Genomic DNA, 16473 nt, shown 5'->3' with positions numbered 1-16473 from the left:
ATAACCGCGGGCTGTCGCCCGCGTTGTCGACGCGTTACTCGAAGGAGACCTCGTCGTCGGCGTCGTCGAACTCCTGGTAGAAGCCGGCGTAATCCTCGTGGTCGGTGAAGGCATCCATGGTGTTGTCGAGATTATCCCGAAGCTCGTTGATCTGCTCGGTGAGCTCCTGGTACTCCTCGTTGTCGGCGAGGGCCGACTGGCTCTTTTCGGACTCCAAGAGGGCTTTCTTCGAGGAGAGCGAAAACAGCTCTTGGACACCCTCCTCGTAGGAGTTCCGGGAGAGCAGATCCTCGATCGTTTCTTCGAGCGTCTCTCTGGTGACGGGTTTGACGAGATAGGTGTCGAACCCCATCTCGATGATATCGAAATCCGGCTCGACGGCGGTCACCATCGACACACGGCAACTGATCCCGCGGTCGCGGACTTCCTCCAAGACCTCGTCGCCGGAGAGGCCGGGCATCCGCCGGTCAAGGAGGATGACATCGATCTCGTCGTCCAGCTGTTCGACGGCCTCCTCGCCGCCGTAGGCCGTTCGAACACGGTAGTCCGCCCGGAGCCAGGTGGCATACAGATCAGCAAGGTCAGGTTCGTCCTCGACAACAAGTACGAGTGGGGGTTCGTCGGTCATATCTCGATGGATCCCTCGTCGCTCATAGTGGGTATGATAGCCGAGGATATATGAAAATACCCCTTCCGGCGACAGGCCACAAACAGTGTTTTCAAGCCCCCGCCGGTGTACCACCACACATGGAGCAGGACGCCGCGGAGATGATCACAGCCTACTACGAGGCGTTGGAAGCCAGCGAACCGCTGTCGCCGTTTTTCGCGGAGTCGCTGTCGACGGTCAAGGTTGGCCTCAGCGAGCAGCTGGTCGGCTATCCGGATGTCGCCGACGGCTTGGCCGAACAGACGGCGACAACGACCGACTGGCGCGTCGAGGACGCTGAGCCATCGGTCACCACCCGCGAGGAGTTTGCGTGGTTTCACGATCGGCTGACGCTGGGGTGGACGGACACAACCCTTGATACCGACTACGAGTTCGACACGCGGTGGACGGGCACGCTGGAAGCCAACCCGGATGGCACCTGGCAGTTTGTCTCCCTGCACGTCTCAGCCCCCAACGAGGAGCTGCAGGACGCCGAGGATGACCTGTTTTCCTGGGACGACTGATGGTCGGCTCAAGCCTCACGGACGACGAGAAGGAGACCGCGAACACGCGGCTCAAGATCGGGTTCGTCCTCCTCGTCGCCGCCTCGATGGGGCTGATGGCACTCCAGGCCGATCCGACACCGATACAGCTGCTTGTTGCTGTCGCCGCCGGCATCGTCGTTGGCGTCGGCCTGCTGTGGTTTGTCCTCCGGAATCTTGCGGATTATCGATCCTCGTTGCGGTAGCGCGGCCGCGGCCGCCGGCTGGGACTGCCGGCGCGCCGCTGCCGACGTATCTGTCTCGCCGCTTCGCGTCCGGATCGCCGCACACTAAGTGAGTCAGGCCGTTGGGCCGGTATGGTTGAGTTTGGAACCGCCGGTATCCGCGGCCCGGTCGCCGAGACGGTCACCCCGGAAGTCGCCCTTGCGGTCGGGAGCGCGGTCGGCCGTCTCGCGGTCAACGACGAGCCCACCGACCACCCGGAGATCGGGATCGGCCGCGATGGCCGGCTGACGGGGCCGGCCCTCGCCGCGGCTGTCGAGGCCGGCGTCGCCGCGGCGGGGGCGACCCCGATCCGGCTCGGTACCGTTCCGACGCCGACGCTGGCATTCGAATCCCGCGGTCGCTATGGGGTGATGCTCACGGCCTCGCACAATCCGCCGGCCGACAACGGGATCAAATGCTTTGTCGACGGCCAGGAGTTCGACGATGCTCGGGAGGCCCGGATCGAATCACTTGTCGACGACGCGTCTCCCCCCGCGGACTTCGAGGCGTGGAGGTCTCCACGCCGCCGCGAGCCACTGCCCGACTACCGGGCTGCGGTCGCCGACTATATCCGGGAGCAACTGCCGACCGACGGCGAGGCGGCCATCTGCGATGGCCTGCGGGTCGCTGTCGACTGCGGCAACGGGATGGCCGCGCTGTCGACACCACAGGTACTCAACGATCTTGGGGCGACCGTCGTCGCGCTCAACGCCAACGTCGACGGTCGGTTTCCGGGCCGGCCGAGCAAGCCAACCCCGGAGACGCTCGGCGATCTTCGGGCCTTTGTCGCCGACGGCGACTTTGATCTGGGGATCGCCCACGACGGCGACGCCGACCGGATCGTCATCCTCGATGGCGACGGCGAGATCGTCCACGAGGACAGCGTGGTGGCGATGCTGGCGGGCTACTACACCCGCCAGGCGTCTTCGGACGCTGACGCAGGCGATGCCGATGCAGGTGACGACGCAGGCGATGCCAACGCAGGCGACGACGCTGACGCCACCGATCCGGTTGTCGTCACAACGCCGAACGCCTCCGGCCGGATCGACGAACAGGTGACTGCCGCCGGCGGGCGCGTCGAGCGGGTGCGGCTTGGCGCGCTCCATGAGGGGATCGCCGCGGCCGAACGTGACGGCGGGTCGGTCGTCTTTGCGGCCGAGCCGTGGAAACACATTCATCCCGCTTTCGGCGGCTGGATCGACGGCGTCGCCAGCGCGGCCCTGCTCGCTGGTCTCGTTGCGACCCGTGGGCTCGACGAGCTCCGCGAGCCGATCACCGAACGCCCCTACCGAAAGGTCAGCGTCGACTGCCCGGAGGCGGCAAAGTCCGCGGCGATGGCGACGCTGGAATCCTCGCTGCCCGAGGCGTTTCCTGACGCGACGGTCTCGCTGGAGCATGGGATTCGCCTTTCGCTCCCGGATGGCTCGTGGCTGCTCGTGCGGCCCTCCGGCACCGAGCCCTACATTCGCCTCTACGCCGAAAGCGAGTCGGTCGATGATCTCGTTGCAACGGCGACTGAGCGGATCGAGACGGCCGTCGACGACACTGCCGGAGCGGCGGACTGACGGCTCTCCGTTGAGCAAAAAATACTGAGAACTGCGGGTCGCGTTAGGCGTCTTCGGCGGCCGCGATCAGTTCCTCGTAGTCTGGCTCGTTCGTCGGATCGTCGGCGACCCAACTGTAGACCACGGTGCCCTCGTCGTCGAGGACGAACGCCGCGCGGTTGGCGATGCCGTAGAGGCCGAGATCCGGGATCTCCATCTCAAGGCCGTAGTCGCGGATTGCCTCGCCGGCCATATCGCTGACGAGGGTAAACGAGAGGTCGTACTCATCGCTGAACGCGCCCAGCGAGAACGCCGAGTCGGCACTGAGGCCGAGGACGGTCGCGCCGGCGGCCTCAAAGTCAGGGAGGTGTTCTTCGAGCGCGACCATCTCGTTGGAACACGGCGGCGTGAACGCGCCGGGGAAGAAGGCCAACACGACAGGGCCGTCGCCGAGATACTCAGAGAGCTCGAAATCTTCGTGATCGCTCGTACCGATCGTTGCGGAAATGTCGGGGGCGGTGTCTCCGGTTGAAACCATAGGCACTCGGAGCAATGGGTGCGACCATCATAAGCCCGGTGTGCGATCCGATCGCATACGCAATCGATTCTCGCTACACAGCAACCTCGCTACATAGCAACTGTTGTGTCGGTCGCGGTCGTACGCGGTGTGTGCACACCAACGACAACGGCCACTACGCGGCGGCGGTCGCCGCGCTCGCCGACCGACGCTACGAGGCGGCCGGCGACGCCTCCAGTCGGGCCGGCTGGGCGGTGCTTGCCGACCCCCGCGACGACCAGGATCCGTTTGCCCCGGACGACCGCGGCGCGATCGGCGACGGCCTTCGGCACTTGCTGACGGCCGCGCTCTGTTATCGCGTTGCTGATCGACCCGCGCGAGCGACCCGACGGGCGACCGCCGGGATCGCGGCGGCTGGCGATCTCGGGGCGACGATGGCAACCCCTGTACAGGCCGCCTGTTTCGATGAGTTTGCCGCCGATTTCCGGGTCGCTGGTGGGCTGGATGGGGCCGCCGACGCGTATGCCGACGCCGCTGCGGCCTACCGGGCGGCGGCCGACGAGACAACCGATCCCCAGACCGTCGGGGCCACATCCCTGTTTTTGGCCGCGGCCGCGCCGGCAAAACAGCTCGCTCGCACCCTCGATAACGGTGAGATCGCCATCGAGTGGGAGGATCTTCATGGGTCTGATCCGTCCGATCCGGGGGACTTTCTCGCCGCCCGGGCCGAGTACAAACGGCAGCGATTCCCCTCGTTGGTCGATGGCTGTGTCGATCGGGGCGTTCTCGCCGCGCCGCGCGGGACAACCGAGTATGCAACCGACCACCACGCGTGTCCGGCCTGTGGCTCCCGCGATGTCAACTGGATCGCCGACAGCACCCTCTGTCTCCGCTGTTCACGACCAACCGAACCGCAGTAGCTACCCGGTGTACTCGGCGAGGACGAACTCGGTGCTGCTCCCGAGTGGGTCGGTCGCCGTCGGTGTGGCGAGGATCTCGAAGCCGGCCGCCCGCAACTGTGCCAGCGTGCGGTCTCGCCCCGGTGCCGAAAAGAACATCTCGCCGCCCATCCAGCCGCGCCGTACCGTCTCGAACCGCCCGTTGGGAAGTGTACTCAGCAGCACGCCACCCGATCGCAACACGCGGGCGAACTCGGCGTACACGTCGGGGTGTTCCGCCCGCGGGACGTGAAAGATCGCGTGGTAGGCGGTCAGCCCGTCTGCAACGGTTTCGGCCAGCGGCAGCTGTCGCATATCGGCCTGTATCAGTCGCGCGTCGGGGACAGTGTCGGCCGCCAGCGAAAGCCCGGTGCGGGCGAAATCGATCCCGATGCTGTCGCTCGGGAGGTTTGCCAGCGTGCGCGCGCCATCCCCACAGCCGATGTCGACGATGGTCGGATCCGGCGGACAGCGGTCGAGCAGATCGTCGATGAGGGCGGCATCCGAACCATCGGGATCACGCCGGTCGGCGTAGGTTGTCGACAGCCCTTCCCAGGCCGCCTGTCGTTCGCGGGGTTCCATACCACGGCTACGGGCGCGATCGCAATGAGTGGTCGCCCGATCGAAGTCGATATCCGGCCGGTCTACGGCTCGCGGCCGCCCCAGACCAGTTTATCGTCCAGCAGTTCAACCCGCATATCGCGGTCGACGGTCACCTGACATGACAGCCGCGGGTAGCCGAACCGGTCGGCAAGCCGGTCGTGCCAGTGATCGGCGGCAACGTCGTCAGCGAGTCGCACCCCACAGGTCGCACACAGTCCGCGGCCGCCGCAGTTCGCCCGTTCGGACAGCCGGCCGTACGGCGAGCAATCGGCCGCCAGCAACGCATCCCGGAGCGTCGTCCCGGCCGGCACCGATAGCTCGGTTTCGGTTCCTTCGCTTGTGACGACGACACGATAGGACTCACTCATCGGTTGAACCTGTCGCCCCAGCGACCTGAATCCGTTGCCGTGACCGCGTCGCTGTCGGCTCTGACGGGTCGAGACAGGAAAATTGATACCACCGAGGGCCAAAGGTTAGCTATGAGCAGTGCGGAGGCGTCGCCACAGCTGTTGTATGTCGACGCCGACGAGAACTGCCGAAAGGCGGTTCGCGGGGCCTTTGAGCCGGAGTGGACGGTGACTGCCGTCGAGAGCGGTGGGGCTGCCACCGACACCAACACTACCGATGTCGACTGTTTTGTTGTGTCACCGTCGCTGCCGGAAACGAACTGGCAGTCGGTGTATGAGTCGCTGACGGCCTCAACAGATGTCCCGTTCATTTTGTTTGCGACCGATCCGACCGCCGAAACGGTGCGGCAGGCGTTCCGTCTCGGCGTCGACGATGTCATCTACACGGCAAGCGACAGCGGCGCGACAACCCGCCCCGCTCCCGGGGTAGGGTCGTCGACCGATCCTACCGGTGATACCGGAACCGAAAGCGGGGTGCAATCGCTTGACGCCGAGGCTGTTACCGTCCAAGAGCCCTCAGCGAATACCTCGACGGCCGAACCGCTCGATGGGGTTGTCGGGCTGCGAACCCGCGCCGAATCGCTCGTTGCCGCCCACCGACTCGACATCCGCGATACAACCCTCGATGTCTCGCGGTCGCTGATGAGCGCGGCCGACGACGAGGTCGACGTGAAGATCGAGTGGGCACTCCAGTCGCTGGCGACCGATCTTGAGGCGGTGGGGTGTTCGCTCTACCATTACGACGAGGAAAGCGGGCTGCTGACAGAGGATTTCGGCTGGCGTGACACTGAAACCCCCGATGGCCCCGCGAGTGAACTCCTGGCCGACGCGGAGATCCCAGATTCGGAGTTTCCCGGCTTCGAGGAGCAGCTGAGCCAGTTCGAAGCCGTCTGTTATGATGCAACGACTGACGACGCGGTGTTTGACGCCGAGGTCGGGACGCTGCTGGCGGTGCCGATCGTCATCGACTGGCAGCTGGCCGGCGCGCTCGTGGTGACGATGGCGGCCCCACGACGCTGGTCTGCCTCGGTGCGCCAACAGCTGACCTCAGTCGGTGAGTTCATCGGCTACACCGAACGCCGTCGTCGCCGCCGTGCCGAACTCGAACGCCAGAACGAACGCCTCGAACAGTTTACCTCCGTCATCAGCCACGACCTCCAAAACCCACTCAGCGTCGTCACCGGTTATCTTGAGTTGGTCTCCGAGACCGGTGATGTCGACCGCCTCGATCCCGCGATCGAGGCCGCCGAGCGCATGGAGACGATGCTGAATGAGCTGTTGACGCTGGCCCGCGAGGGCCGAGCCGTCGGCGACACCGAGCCGGTCGCGGTCGATACCATCGTCACCAACGCCTGGGACGGCGTCGACACGCCCACGGCAACGCTGGAAACCGAGGGACTGGAACCGATGGAGTCCGTCGAGGCCGATCCAACACGGCTCCAAGAGGTCTTCGAGAACCTGTTCCGCAACGCGATCGACCACGTCGGCGAGGACGTGACGGTGGCCGTCAGAGCGACAGACGGCGGCGTTGTCGTCGGCGACGACGGCGAGGGGATCCCGGCTGCCGAACAAAAGGAAATCTTCGATCACGGCTACACCGGCGGCGGCGGCACCGGTCTTGGGCTGTCGATCGTCGAAACGATCGTCGAGGGCCACGGCTGGGAGATCGGTGTCGGCGACAGCGAGGCCGGCGGCGCGGCGTTCCGGATCGATTTCGACCCCTGATTTTGCGGCGTCGCCGCGGCAGTGACCGCTTCAGTGAAGCTTGAGCTCGACCCGTCGTCCGTCGGGATCCCGGACATAGATCGCCCAGTCGTTGCCGTAGGCACCGTACCGCTCGTAGGGTTCGCCCGCCTCGACGGTGTAGCCCGCGGCCTCGATCTCGGCGATCAGCTCGTCGATCTCTTCGTGTGTGTCGACCGCGTCCGACCGCACCAGCAAACAGAGGTGTTCGCCGCCGACATCGATCGCCTCGTCGGTCGGCACGAGATGGATGTGGCGACCGCCGGCGATGACAGCGACGAAGGGTACCTCGCCGTCCTCGAATCGCTCCTCGTCACGCGTCTCAAGGCCGAGCAGATCACCGTAGAACTGAAGCGATTCGTCGAGATCACTCACGCGGATGGCGATGTGATCGATGTCGACAACGTCGATCGTCATGGTCGTCGGAGGGGCACGGAGCGACTAAGCGATACTGGTGCTGCGTCTGGGGAACTGCGTCGTTGCCAACCAATCACGCGTCGGGTTCGTTTTCGTCGGCCTCTGTGTCAGTTTCGTCGAGAGCGGGCATCCAGTTGGGATACGTGTCGCCTTCGAGCAGCTCCCGTGTTCGACGGTGGCGATACCGAAACATCGGCTCGAAGCCGACGACAGCCAGGCGATCGACCAGCGGGCCGACCGGGCCGGCCGGGAGTTCGTAGTCAACGGTGTCGATCATGACGGTCTCCTCGCCGTCGCCGTAGAACTCGTGGGTGTGGATCCACAGCGCGAAGGGGCCGCCGAGCATATCGTCGCGGAACATCCGATACCCCTCTTCCTGTTCGCGGGCGACGATCCGTGACAGCCACCGGCTTTCGGGGGCGAGGCCGAACGGCCGGCTCGCCATCGTGATCTCGCTGCCCGCGACCAGCTCGGGGGGATCCCGGTCGCCGTCAGGGCCGACGACGCCCTCGACGCTGAGGCCCATCCATCCCGGCGTCAACAGTTCGAGCCCGTCGATCTGCCCGTGAAACGCCCAAACGGCCTCCAGCGGGGCATCGATCCGCGTTCGGCGGCTGTAGGTTGCCATACCACCTGTAGGGGTGCCGAGCGCAAAAACACCCGGTCAGATCGTGAACCGCCTGACCGTCGTGCCGGCCGCTCTAAGGTCGGTGTCGGTGGCGGCTGCGACCGTAACCGTTGTCTTCCCGTGGCCGGCCGGCAGCGTCAGTTTGAACGTTCCGTCCTCGGCGGTTGCTGTCGTCGCCGTGCCGTCGGCACTGGCCGCGACGATCGCGCCATCGGTCTCACCGGTGATCGTTAGCTTATCCTTCGAGACCCGACGTTCGACCGACAGTGTCGGCCCGGTGGGCCGCACACCGTGGCGATACCGGTCGTCGACGGCCGTCGGCGTCTCGACGGGTTCGCCCTCGGCGATCCCGTGAGCCAGCCGGATGAACTGCGCCATACTCCAAGCCAGCGGCGTTGCCGACCCGGTGCCGTCACCGATATCCCAGTTGTACTCGTTATCGATGTGGCGATCCCAGACCTGCTCGGCGATCATCCGGCCGCTGTTGGCAAAGCGGGCCATCGTCTCCAGGAGATTCCGCGGGGCGAGATCGCCCTCGTCGGTGCCGGCCAACAGCTCGTACTCGCCGCGCTCGCCGGTAAAGATCGGCCACAGCCGACCCTTCCCTTTTGTCTGAACCGACCACGGCGCGCCCTTCTCACCCATCGCGCGCTCGCCGTAGCCGTCGCCGTTGTAGCGGTAGAACGCCGGGCCTTGAGGCGTATCTAGCCGGATCGTTTCGTCGACTTCGACCAGCGAGTTTGTGATTACGTCATTATCGGCCGACTTGATGCCCAGCCGCGTCAGCTCAAGGAAGCCACCGTCGATGATCTCCCGCTCGTCGAGTGTCGGCCCCGCGTTTGCCAGCGTCCGCAGGTGGCCGGCCTCGGGGTTGCCGTCCCGCGTGACGCGTACGTAGTACGGCGTGTTGGTGTGGAGTTGCGTCCCGGTTTTGGTCGCACACCACTCCTCGACACGGTCGGTCCAGTCGTCGGCCAACGCGAGCCAGACGAGCGCGTCGGCCGTTTCGTCCTCGTCGATGGCGATGTCGGCCGCGCTGACCAGCCCGGCGACCTCGGCGGCGATCGATGAGGGTGAGTAGCCGGCCTCCTCCTCCCATCGCTCCTGGGCGGTTGCCGGCCCATTGCGGGCGACGTAATCCGCCGATCGCTTGACGTTGATGTAGCCGTAGGTGACCTCCTCAAAGGCGATGTCGTTTTCGGCCAGCTGGTAGGCCATGATCAGCGGGAAGGAGATGTTGTCGATCTGCTCGCCACCCCAGCGGGTGAGCCCGTTGACGTAGGTGTTCTGGGGAATAAAGCCCTCATCGTCCTGCTGGTACTCGAAGATGTACTGGAGGGCGTCGGTCGCAGTTTTGTGGTCGCCGATCGCCTCGAAGACGGTAAAGACCTGATACAGATCCCGCGACCACACGAAGTTATAGCCGTACCCCTTCGGCTCGTCGGCGGTGACCGCCTCACCCCACGGCACCGAGGGGCTGGCGATCCCCGCGCCGAGATAGGTTTTGTCCTCGACAGCCCGGAGGGCCATCAGACAGCTTTTGTACTGTTTGTAGAGTGCCTCGTCGTCGAGGATGAACTCGGGAACCTCCTTGTCGGCGAGGAACTCCCCCCACGTCTCGCGGTAGGACGCCCGCACGTCGTCGTAGCCGGTCGCCAACGCGCCTTCGGCCTCGCCGAGGGCGGCGGCGGTGTCGGCGTTGTTACCGAACCCGATCGCCAGCGTCTCGCCGACCGTTGTTCCGGTTCCGAGCAGGCCCGCAAGCACGATATTGTCGTCGTCCAGTCGGTCGTTTGGCAGCGGCCGATCACCGTCGCTGAACAGCTCAGCGAGATGTTTGGAGCCGGCCGCGCCGACCGTTGCCCAATCGAACTGGTTCGGCGTCGTCATCGCCATGGCGACGCTGTAGACATCGCCGTCCTCGTCGGTGAGGAGGGCCTCCGCGCCGGTGTCGTAGGCCTCGGCGTCGCGGGCGGCCAGATGGTAGTTGCCGCGCTCGCCGAGTCGGTAGCCCCGATCGCGGGTGCCGGTGTTGGTCAGCGAGATGTCGGCGACAGCGTAGATGTCATACTCGTTGTTGTCGTCGCTTTCGAAATCGATGTCGGCGACGATGGCGTCGTGGTCGGGATCGATCGCGTACTCGACGGTCAGCGTCCACTCGTGGCCGCGGCCGTCGCCCTGTTCGGTGATGATATGCCGGAAGAGCAGCGCGTCGTCGTCGGCCGGCTCGACCCGGCGGTCGATGGTTTCGGTGTCGTCGTCGGTGCGGGTCTCGTTGTGTGTGCGGGCGGTGTATTCGGCGGTGTCGCCGGCGTCGGCAACGACGAAATCAACGGTTCGAAGATTCATCAGATCGACCCGGGGGAACCGCGCCTCGGTGAGCGCGCCCTCGGTGAGCGTAAACCACACCTTCGAGGCGTCGTCGTTGCCGTGGTCGGCGACCGTCGCCACGCCGTATTTCTCGCCGGTCGTCCACCGCGGCCGGCTCTCCGGGCCGGATGGCGCGGGTGTGATGAGCGGCAGGGCGTTCTGCTCCCGCAGTGTCGCCGTCGCCCGCAGGCGCAGCGCGTGCGACCACCCAAGCGGGGCCGCGCTGTCGACGGTGCCGTCGTCGAAGGCCTGCTCGGCGAGATAGCCGGCCCGCGTCGTCAACGGCCCGTTCGGGAGCAGATGCTCGTACAGCGTTCCGGCCTGATCGAAACACTCCTCGGCGTCGTCCTCGCGGTCGTATGTCGACAGCAGGACGCCAAGCTCTGTTGCCGCGACCGCGCCCCACGCCGTCGAGGGCGTCCAGATCTTCTCGCCCTGTTGGCCCTCCGACCGCCAGGTGTCACCCTCAAACCGTGCGAGCCCGGCGACCGAGCTCTCCTCGGGATTGCGGTACAGCGCGTCGAAGACGTGTTGGACGTGATCGCTGAGTCGGTCGAGGGTCTCCGACGACAGCTCGTCGTCGACGAGCTCATCGTAGTCGACAACCGCCTCGACGATCCCGAAGGTGGCCGAATCGATCCGGTCGTCGAGCTTGCCGCTGTTGTTGAGCCGGATCCCGTAGGCCTCACGCGTCTTACTCCAGAACCGATCGAGACCGTCGAAGACCGTCTTCGCCTGGGCTCGCGCGTGCGACTGGAGTTCGGGTTCGACCGGGGCGTCGGCGACCGCCACGTAGGCCGCGAGATAGGTCGCCGCCGTGTGGCTGAACCGCCCGGTCATGTTCTCCCAGAGGTTCTGACAGGCCACGGGCAGCCCATCGTCGGCCAGCGTCTCATCGAGCACATCGACCGCATCCCGGATCGTCGTTCGGATCTCCTCCCGTAGCGGCTCCGAGAGTGCCTCGCCACGTTCGGTCAACAGCCGGCCAAGAAAGCCGACCACGCTTGCGGTCTGGTCGGCCTGGTAGTCGTCGTTGCCGCCCTCGATGCGGCCGTGAGCCCACCCTGGGGCGAGCGAGCCATCCATCGCCCACACGCGGTGTGACCACGAGCCGTCGTCTTCCTGTGTTTCACAGAAGAACTCGGCTGTCGATGCTAGCGACTCCTGGAGATCGAGATCCAACAGCGAATCCGCCGTCAGGAGGTGGCGGCCGACCTCAGCCTCGTCGCGGAACCAGGTGTAGCCGTAGCCGCCGGAGTGGGCGTAGAAGGGGTCGAACTCCGGGGCAGCGACGTGGGCACCGGTCGGGGCGGTCAGCAGTGAGAGTGCCCGCAGATCCTCGCGGACGACGTTGCCGTTGGGGGCCGACTCCGGCACCGACACCTCGGCGCGCTGGCGGCCGGCCGCCCGGATGTCGTCGGCACCCCGGTGGGCGGCCGCACACTGTCGGAGATCCGCGAGGGCGGCCTCCCGGTCGACCGTCTCGTGATCCGATAGCTGCGTGACGATCGTCGTTTTGGCCGCCCGGCCGCTCTGTTCTAAGGGGGCGTTGACGACGACATCGCCGCTGAGATGGGTGTCCTCGAAGCGGTTGATGACGGCCTCGCGCGGGAACTCGTAGGCCTCATCGGAGAGGATCTCCTCGAAGCGTTCGGGGATCTGCCCCCGCACGTCGATGATGCCGGTCGAGGCGGTGACGTAATCGTGTTCGCCGCGGTGGAAGACCTCGACGACATCGGTGTCGTTGGGGCCGGCCCCGTCATGGATGAGCCGGCCGACCTGTGATTCCTGCCCCTCGGGGGCGAAGGTGAGAAACGCCGTCAGCTCGGCGTTTGGTGGGATCGCGCCCCGAAGCTCGATGTGGGTGACGTGGGCACGGCCGAGGGTGAGGTCGTACTGGTGGACGGTGAACCCGTCGGCGGCGTACTCGGTTTCGACGACGTTTGTCTCCCGGTAGTAGTGTTGGCGAACCGTGGAGAACTCGTCGAACCACTGGGTGTCGGTTTCGGTCTCGATGCCGAGTCGTGCCCGATCGATGCCATAGAGGCCTGACAGCGGTGAGGAGTAGTCCCGGAGCCCGCCATCAGGATCGACGTAGACGAGCCGATCCCCGTGCGCCGAAAACGCACCGTCGATGGTTCGGCACTCCGCCGGAAACCGACCATCGCGGTTGCGTTTGAACTCGTTGAGCGCGGTGCGGAGTCGCATGTACGAGGTGATTTGCTGTCCACAACTAAGTATTGGCGGCTTTGCGTTCGCCGATATCTTTCTATGATAATGAACAAATGTGACACAGCACGCCTCAGATCCAATCACCATTATGTGGAGATATCAGCCTCCTCAACCGATTTGAAGGCCATTTGGCTGTTCGTTGCCTCGGGTCAAACAGTCGAACCTAGTATCTCTCAAATACATAAGACCAAAGTAACCCTCGGCGTACGTACGAGTATGAACCATCCAGGGCAGCCGCAGTTCATCGCCGTTGGGGATGCCGTGCAGTTAGCTCCCCGTGATCCCGATCCGGACGCCGACTACAGTTGGACGATCAGCGACGCACCGATCGACAGCGACGTCACCCTCGGCGACGACTCCGTCGAGCATTTCGTCCCCGACGTATCGGGGCGATACGTGGCGACGCTGACGACGCCGCGGAACACGTTCAACCAGACGATCCGCGTGTTCCCCAGCTCGTACCAGCCAACCGGCGAAGGCACCGGCGCGACCGGCGTGAGCGGCTACAGCGGGTACAGCGGCTACAGCGGTCAAAGCGGCTCGGCACGGCCACAACAGCGCAGCGGGAGCGGCTTTGCCTCGGGCTCCGGCTCGGGCGCGCTCGGCCAATCAGAGGGCGAGGGCGAAGGTCGCCCGCGGGTTCGCCTTGACGGCGAGATTCACGACGACGAGGCCGTCATCACGGCGACGCCGAAACCGCATCCCGACTCCTCGCGTGACGCCGACGAGCTCGATGTCGAGTTCCTGCTCGACGACCGCGACGGCGTCGACGAGTCTGAGGTCACCATCGACGGCCACGAACTCCGCGCGCCGCTCGACGTGATCGACGACGAGCTCCGCGTTCACGCCGTCGCCATCGGCGACAGTTACAGCGTTGCTGACGCCGTCAGCATCGATCGCCTCGGCGACGAGGGCGATTTTGCGGTTCACCGGCTGTACGACCCGCCGCAGTGGGGCAAGGAGGTCACCCTCTATGAGATCTACGTCCGCGGCTACGCGGCCGACGACGACGAGGCCGAAACGACGTTCGAGGCCCTCGAAAAACGCCTCGACTACATGGAGGATCTCGGTGTCGACTGTCTGTGGCTGACGCCCGTGCTCCAACACGATGGCGCGCCCCACGGCTACAACATCACCGACTTCTTCTCTATCGCCGACGACCTCGGCGACCGCGACGACTACGAGGCCTTCGTCGAGGCCGCCCACGACCGCGGGATGTCGGTGCTGTTCGATCTCGTGTTGAATCACTCCGCGCGTGACCATCCATACTTCGAGGATGCCTACCAGAACCCAGGCTCCGAATACTACGACTGGTACGAATGGCAGGACAACGGCGAGCCCGGCACCTACTTCGGCTGGGAGTTCATCGCCAACTTTGATTTCACGAATCTCAAAGTCCGCCGACACCTGCTTGAGGCCCTCGACACATGGGCGGAGGTCGCCGACGGCTTCCGGTGTGATATGGCGTGGGCCGTTCCCGAATCCTTCTGGAAGGAGATGCGCGAGCGGCTGAAAGCCATCGACCCCGAGTTCCTCCTGCTGGATGAGACGATCCCGTATATCGCGGACTTCCACGAGGGGATGTTCGACATCCACTTCGATACGACGACCTACTTCACGCTCCGGCAGGTCGGCGACGGCAACCAACCCGCCGAGGCAATCCTCGACGCCGTCGAGGGCCGCCAGCGGTCGGCGTTCCCCGATCACGCCGCCTTCATGCTCTACATGGAGAACCACGACGAGACCCGATACATCGTCGAATGTGGCGACGCCGCGACGAAGGCCGCCGCGGGCGCGGTGTTTACGCTGCCCGGCGTGCCGATGCTGTACGGCGGCCAGGAGCTCGGCCAGCGCGGCCGGCGTGACCACCTCGCGTGGGATCACGCCCGCGATGAGATCCGCGATCACTACGACCAGCTGATCGATCTCAAACAGGAGCATCCGGCACTGGGCTCCAACGGCGATCTCCAGCGGATCGACTACGACGCCGACAACGAGGACGAGGTCGTCGCCTTCGGCCGTGAGAGTGCCGACGACCGCTATATCGTTGTGCTCAACTTCGGCGAGGGTGAGACGGTCGTCGGCGTCGACGAAACCGTTGATGCGACCGATCTCGTCTCCGGTGAGTCCCGCGCCGCCGAAGAGGGGCTGACCGTCGACAGCGTGGCCGTCTTCGAAGCCGCCGACTGAGCCCCCTCAGCAGTCGACGATCCTTTTCTATCCGACCCGACAGTTTTGTTCTCGGCGACGCTACCGTGCTGTATGTACGACCGACTGTTGCTTCCGGTTGACACGAGTGCCGGCGTTGATCAGGCGATCGACCACGCGATCGACGCGGCCACCCGGTATGAGGCGACCCTCCACATCCTGTTTGTTGTCGACACCGACACCTACAGCTCCTATACGGGCGACGAGTACGTCCACGAGTTCGAAGGGTTAGAGGACGCCTTAGAGCAGGCCGGTGGGGAGGCCGTCGAGTCGGTGCAAGCGCGCGCGGCCGACGCCGGTGTCGAGACCGTTATCGCTGTTCGCCACGGTGTTCCCCACGAGGAGATTCTGCGCTACGCTGACGAGGCCGACATCGGGCTGACGATCATGGGATCGAAACACCGATCCAGCGAGTATCGTCGCCTGCTCGGCAGCGTCGCCGAGCGCGTCGTCAGAACGACCGAGCGGCCGGTCACCGTCGTGAAAACACCGGTCGATGCCGACTAATCGGCCGTTCTGATCTCTCCAACGGTGTTGCCGCTGGGGCATGTGACGAGTCATCATACAATCAGCCATGTGTTCAGTTCTCATGGGCTGGTATCGTTGCTGACGTGACGAACGGCTGAAAATCCTGCTTTGTTTTCGAATCTCGGACTGTATCAGAGGCCTTTTGTATAAACCTCGTCTTCGGTAGAATGCACTGGTCGTGTGCGGAAACACACGCGATCACTGCCGTCCGGAATCGCCGGACGGCTCCCAGTTCGAACCAACGCCCTTAAGTATAACAGGGCGTTCGACTGGAATGCAGCAAAAACACACCGCGAGCCGCCGACCGTTCGAATCGGTCAGCACTCGCATGGGTCAGAACGCGTGGTCGACACGAGTCGACCACAACTGATCCGACGGGCTTATACCGCCCAGTCGGGTACGTTCAGATCCGACACAATGGGGATCCCACCCCTGCGGTACGCCGTACAGATGGGATCCGACGTTAGCCTTGGTAGTTCGGTGCCACCCGATCGCTCGCGTGGCTCCGAACACAGACCATGCAATGAGACACATTTGGTGACCGATTCCCGTCAGGGAATCGTTCCCGCCAACCCCCAACTGTCTCGGAGAGACAGTTGGACACATTCCGGTTGATCCTGCCGGAGGACATTGCTATTGGGATTCGATTTAGCCATGCTAGTCGAGCGAGTTCAGACTCGCGGCGCATAGCTCAGTAACACGTGGCCAAGCTACCCTTCAGTCAGCGATACCCTCGGGAAACTGAGGCTAATAGCTGATACGAAACACCAGCTGGAATGCGGTGTTTACGAAAGACATCGCTGAAGGATGCGGCTGCGGCCGATTAGGTAGACGGTGGGGTAACGGCCCACCGTGCCAGTAATCGGTACGGGTGATGAGAGTCAGAGCCCGGAGACGGAATCTGAGACAAGATTCCGGGCCCTAC

General features: G+C 64.8%; 14 protein-coding genes and 1 rRNA gene. 8 read left to right on the top strand and 7 right to left on the bottom strand.

The features are described from left to right. Positions 1 to 34: 34 nt before the first annotated feature. Positions 35 to 628, bottom strand: coding sequence for a HalX domain-containing protein (locus EWF95_RS10090; RefSeq protein ID WP_142443956.1), 594 nt, complete (start codon positions 626 to 628; stop codon positions 35 to 37). Between the two features lie 119 nt (positions 629 to 747). On the opposite strand from EWF95_RS10090, the gene EWF95_RS10085 reads away from it, so the two are divergent. The 3 genes from EWF95_RS10085 (at position 748) to EWF95_RS10075 (ending at position 2978) form a co-directional block, all read left to right on the top strand. Beyond that, the gene (locus tag EWF95_RS10085) at positions 748 to 1170 is read left to right on the top strand and encodes a nuclear transport factor 2 family protein (RefSeq protein ID WP_142443955.1); all 423 of its coding nucleotides are present in this window, start codon (positions 748 to 750) and stop codon (positions 1168 to 1170) included. Next, a complete protein-coding gene (locus EWF95_RS10080) occupies positions 1170 to 1394 on the top strand; it encodes a hypothetical protein (protein WP_142443954.1) in 225 nt (74 codons plus the stop codon). Before EWF95_RS10085 ends, EWF95_RS10080 begins: the two co-directional genes overlap by 1 nt. 111 nt (positions 1395 to 1505) lie before the next feature. Further along, positions 1506 to 2978: a phosphomannomutase gene (locus EWF95_RS10075; protein ID WP_142443953.1), complete on the top strand. Its 1473-nt coding sequence runs from the start codon at positions 1506 to 1508 to the stop codon at positions 2976 to 2978. 43 nt (positions 2979 to 3021) lie between these two features. On the opposite strand, the gene EWF95_RS10070 is transcribed toward EWF95_RS10075, so the two are convergent. Then, a complete protein-coding gene (locus tag EWF95_RS10070; RefSeq protein WP_142443952.1) occupies positions 3022 to 3495 on the bottom strand; it encodes a redoxin domain-containing protein in 474 nt (157 codons plus the stop codon). Between the two features lie 131 nt (positions 3496 to 3626). Between EWF95_RS10070 and EWF95_RS10065 the strand changes: the two genes are divergently transcribed. Further along, positions 3627 to 4394 carry a hypothetical protein gene (locus tag EWF95_RS10065; protein WP_142443951.1) on the top strand — a complete coding sequence of 256 codons (768 nt, stop codon included), beginning with the start codon at positions 3627 to 3629 and terminating at the stop codon, positions 4392 to 4394. Here EWF95_RS10065 and EWF95_RS10060 read toward each other — a convergent pair whose 3' ends face one another. Beyond that, the gene (locus EWF95_RS10060) at positions 4395 to 4994 is read right to left on the bottom strand and encodes a class I SAM-dependent methyltransferase (protein ID WP_142443950.1); all 600 of its coding nucleotides are present in this window, start codon (positions 4992 to 4994) and stop codon (positions 4395 to 4397) included. A gap of 62 nt (positions 4995 to 5056) precedes the next feature. Further along, a complete protein-coding gene (locus EWF95_RS10055) occupies positions 5057 to 5383 on the bottom strand; it encodes a 2Fe-2S iron-sulfur cluster-binding protein (RefSeq protein WP_142443949.1) in 327 nt (108 codons plus the stop codon). 111 nt (positions 5384 to 5494) lie between these two features. Between EWF95_RS10055 and EWF95_RS10050 the strand changes: the two genes are divergently transcribed. Further along, entirely contained in the window at positions 5495 to 7147 is a 1653-nt protein-coding gene (locus EWF95_RS10050; RefSeq protein WP_142443948.1) for an ATP-binding response regulator, read from the top strand. 30 nt (positions 7148 to 7177) lie between these two features. On the opposite strand, the gene EWF95_RS10045 is transcribed toward EWF95_RS10050, so the two are convergent. From EWF95_RS10045 to EWF95_RS10035, 3 genes are all read right to left on the bottom strand, one after another. Beyond that, the gene (locus EWF95_RS10045) at positions 7178 to 7582 is read right to left on the bottom strand and encodes a VOC family protein (RefSeq protein ID WP_142443947.1); all 405 of its coding nucleotides are present in this window, start codon (positions 7580 to 7582) and stop codon (positions 7178 to 7180) included. A gap of 73 nt (positions 7583 to 7655) precedes the next feature. Next, positions 7656 to 8210 carry an SRPBCC family protein gene (locus tag EWF95_RS10040; RefSeq protein ID WP_394348585.1) on the bottom strand — a complete coding sequence of 185 codons (555 nt, stop codon included), beginning with the start codon at positions 8208 to 8210 and terminating at the stop codon, positions 7656 to 7658. 36 nt (positions 8211 to 8246) lie between these two features. After that, positions 8247 to 12788 carry a glycoside hydrolase family 15 protein gene (locus EWF95_RS10035; protein ID WP_142443946.1) on the bottom strand — a complete coding sequence of 1514 codons (4542 nt, stop codon included), beginning with the start codon at positions 12786 to 12788 and terminating at the stop codon, positions 8247 to 8249. A 240-nt stretch (positions 12789 to 13028) separates the two neighbouring features. On the opposite strand from EWF95_RS10035, the gene malA reads away from it, so the two are divergent. The 3 genes from malA to EWF95_RS10020 form a co-directional block, all read left to right on the top strand. Next, positions 13029 to 15002 (top strand): alpha-amylase MalA, encoded by a 1974-nt coding sequence (gene malA / locus EWF95_RS10030; protein ID WP_246055692.1) that lies wholly within the window; start codon positions 13029 to 13031, stop codon positions 15000 to 15002. A 72-nt stretch (positions 15003 to 15074) separates the two neighbouring features. After that, positions 15075 to 15527 carry a universal stress protein gene (locus tag EWF95_RS10025; protein ID WP_142443945.1) on the top strand — a complete coding sequence of 151 codons (453 nt, stop codon included), beginning with the start codon at positions 15075 to 15077 and terminating at the stop codon, positions 15525 to 15527. Between the two features lie 625 nt (positions 15528 to 16152). Further along, a 16S ribosomal RNA gene (locus tag EWF95_RS10020) occupies positions 16153 to 16473 on the top strand; the annotation flags it as partial.

The organism is Halonotius roseus (assembly GCF_006861655.1).
Classification (GTDB): Archaea; Halobacteriota; Halobacteria; order Halobacteriales; family Haloferacaceae; genus Halonotius; species Halonotius roseus.
This window is presented reverse-complemented; position numbering and strand designations above follow the sequence as displayed.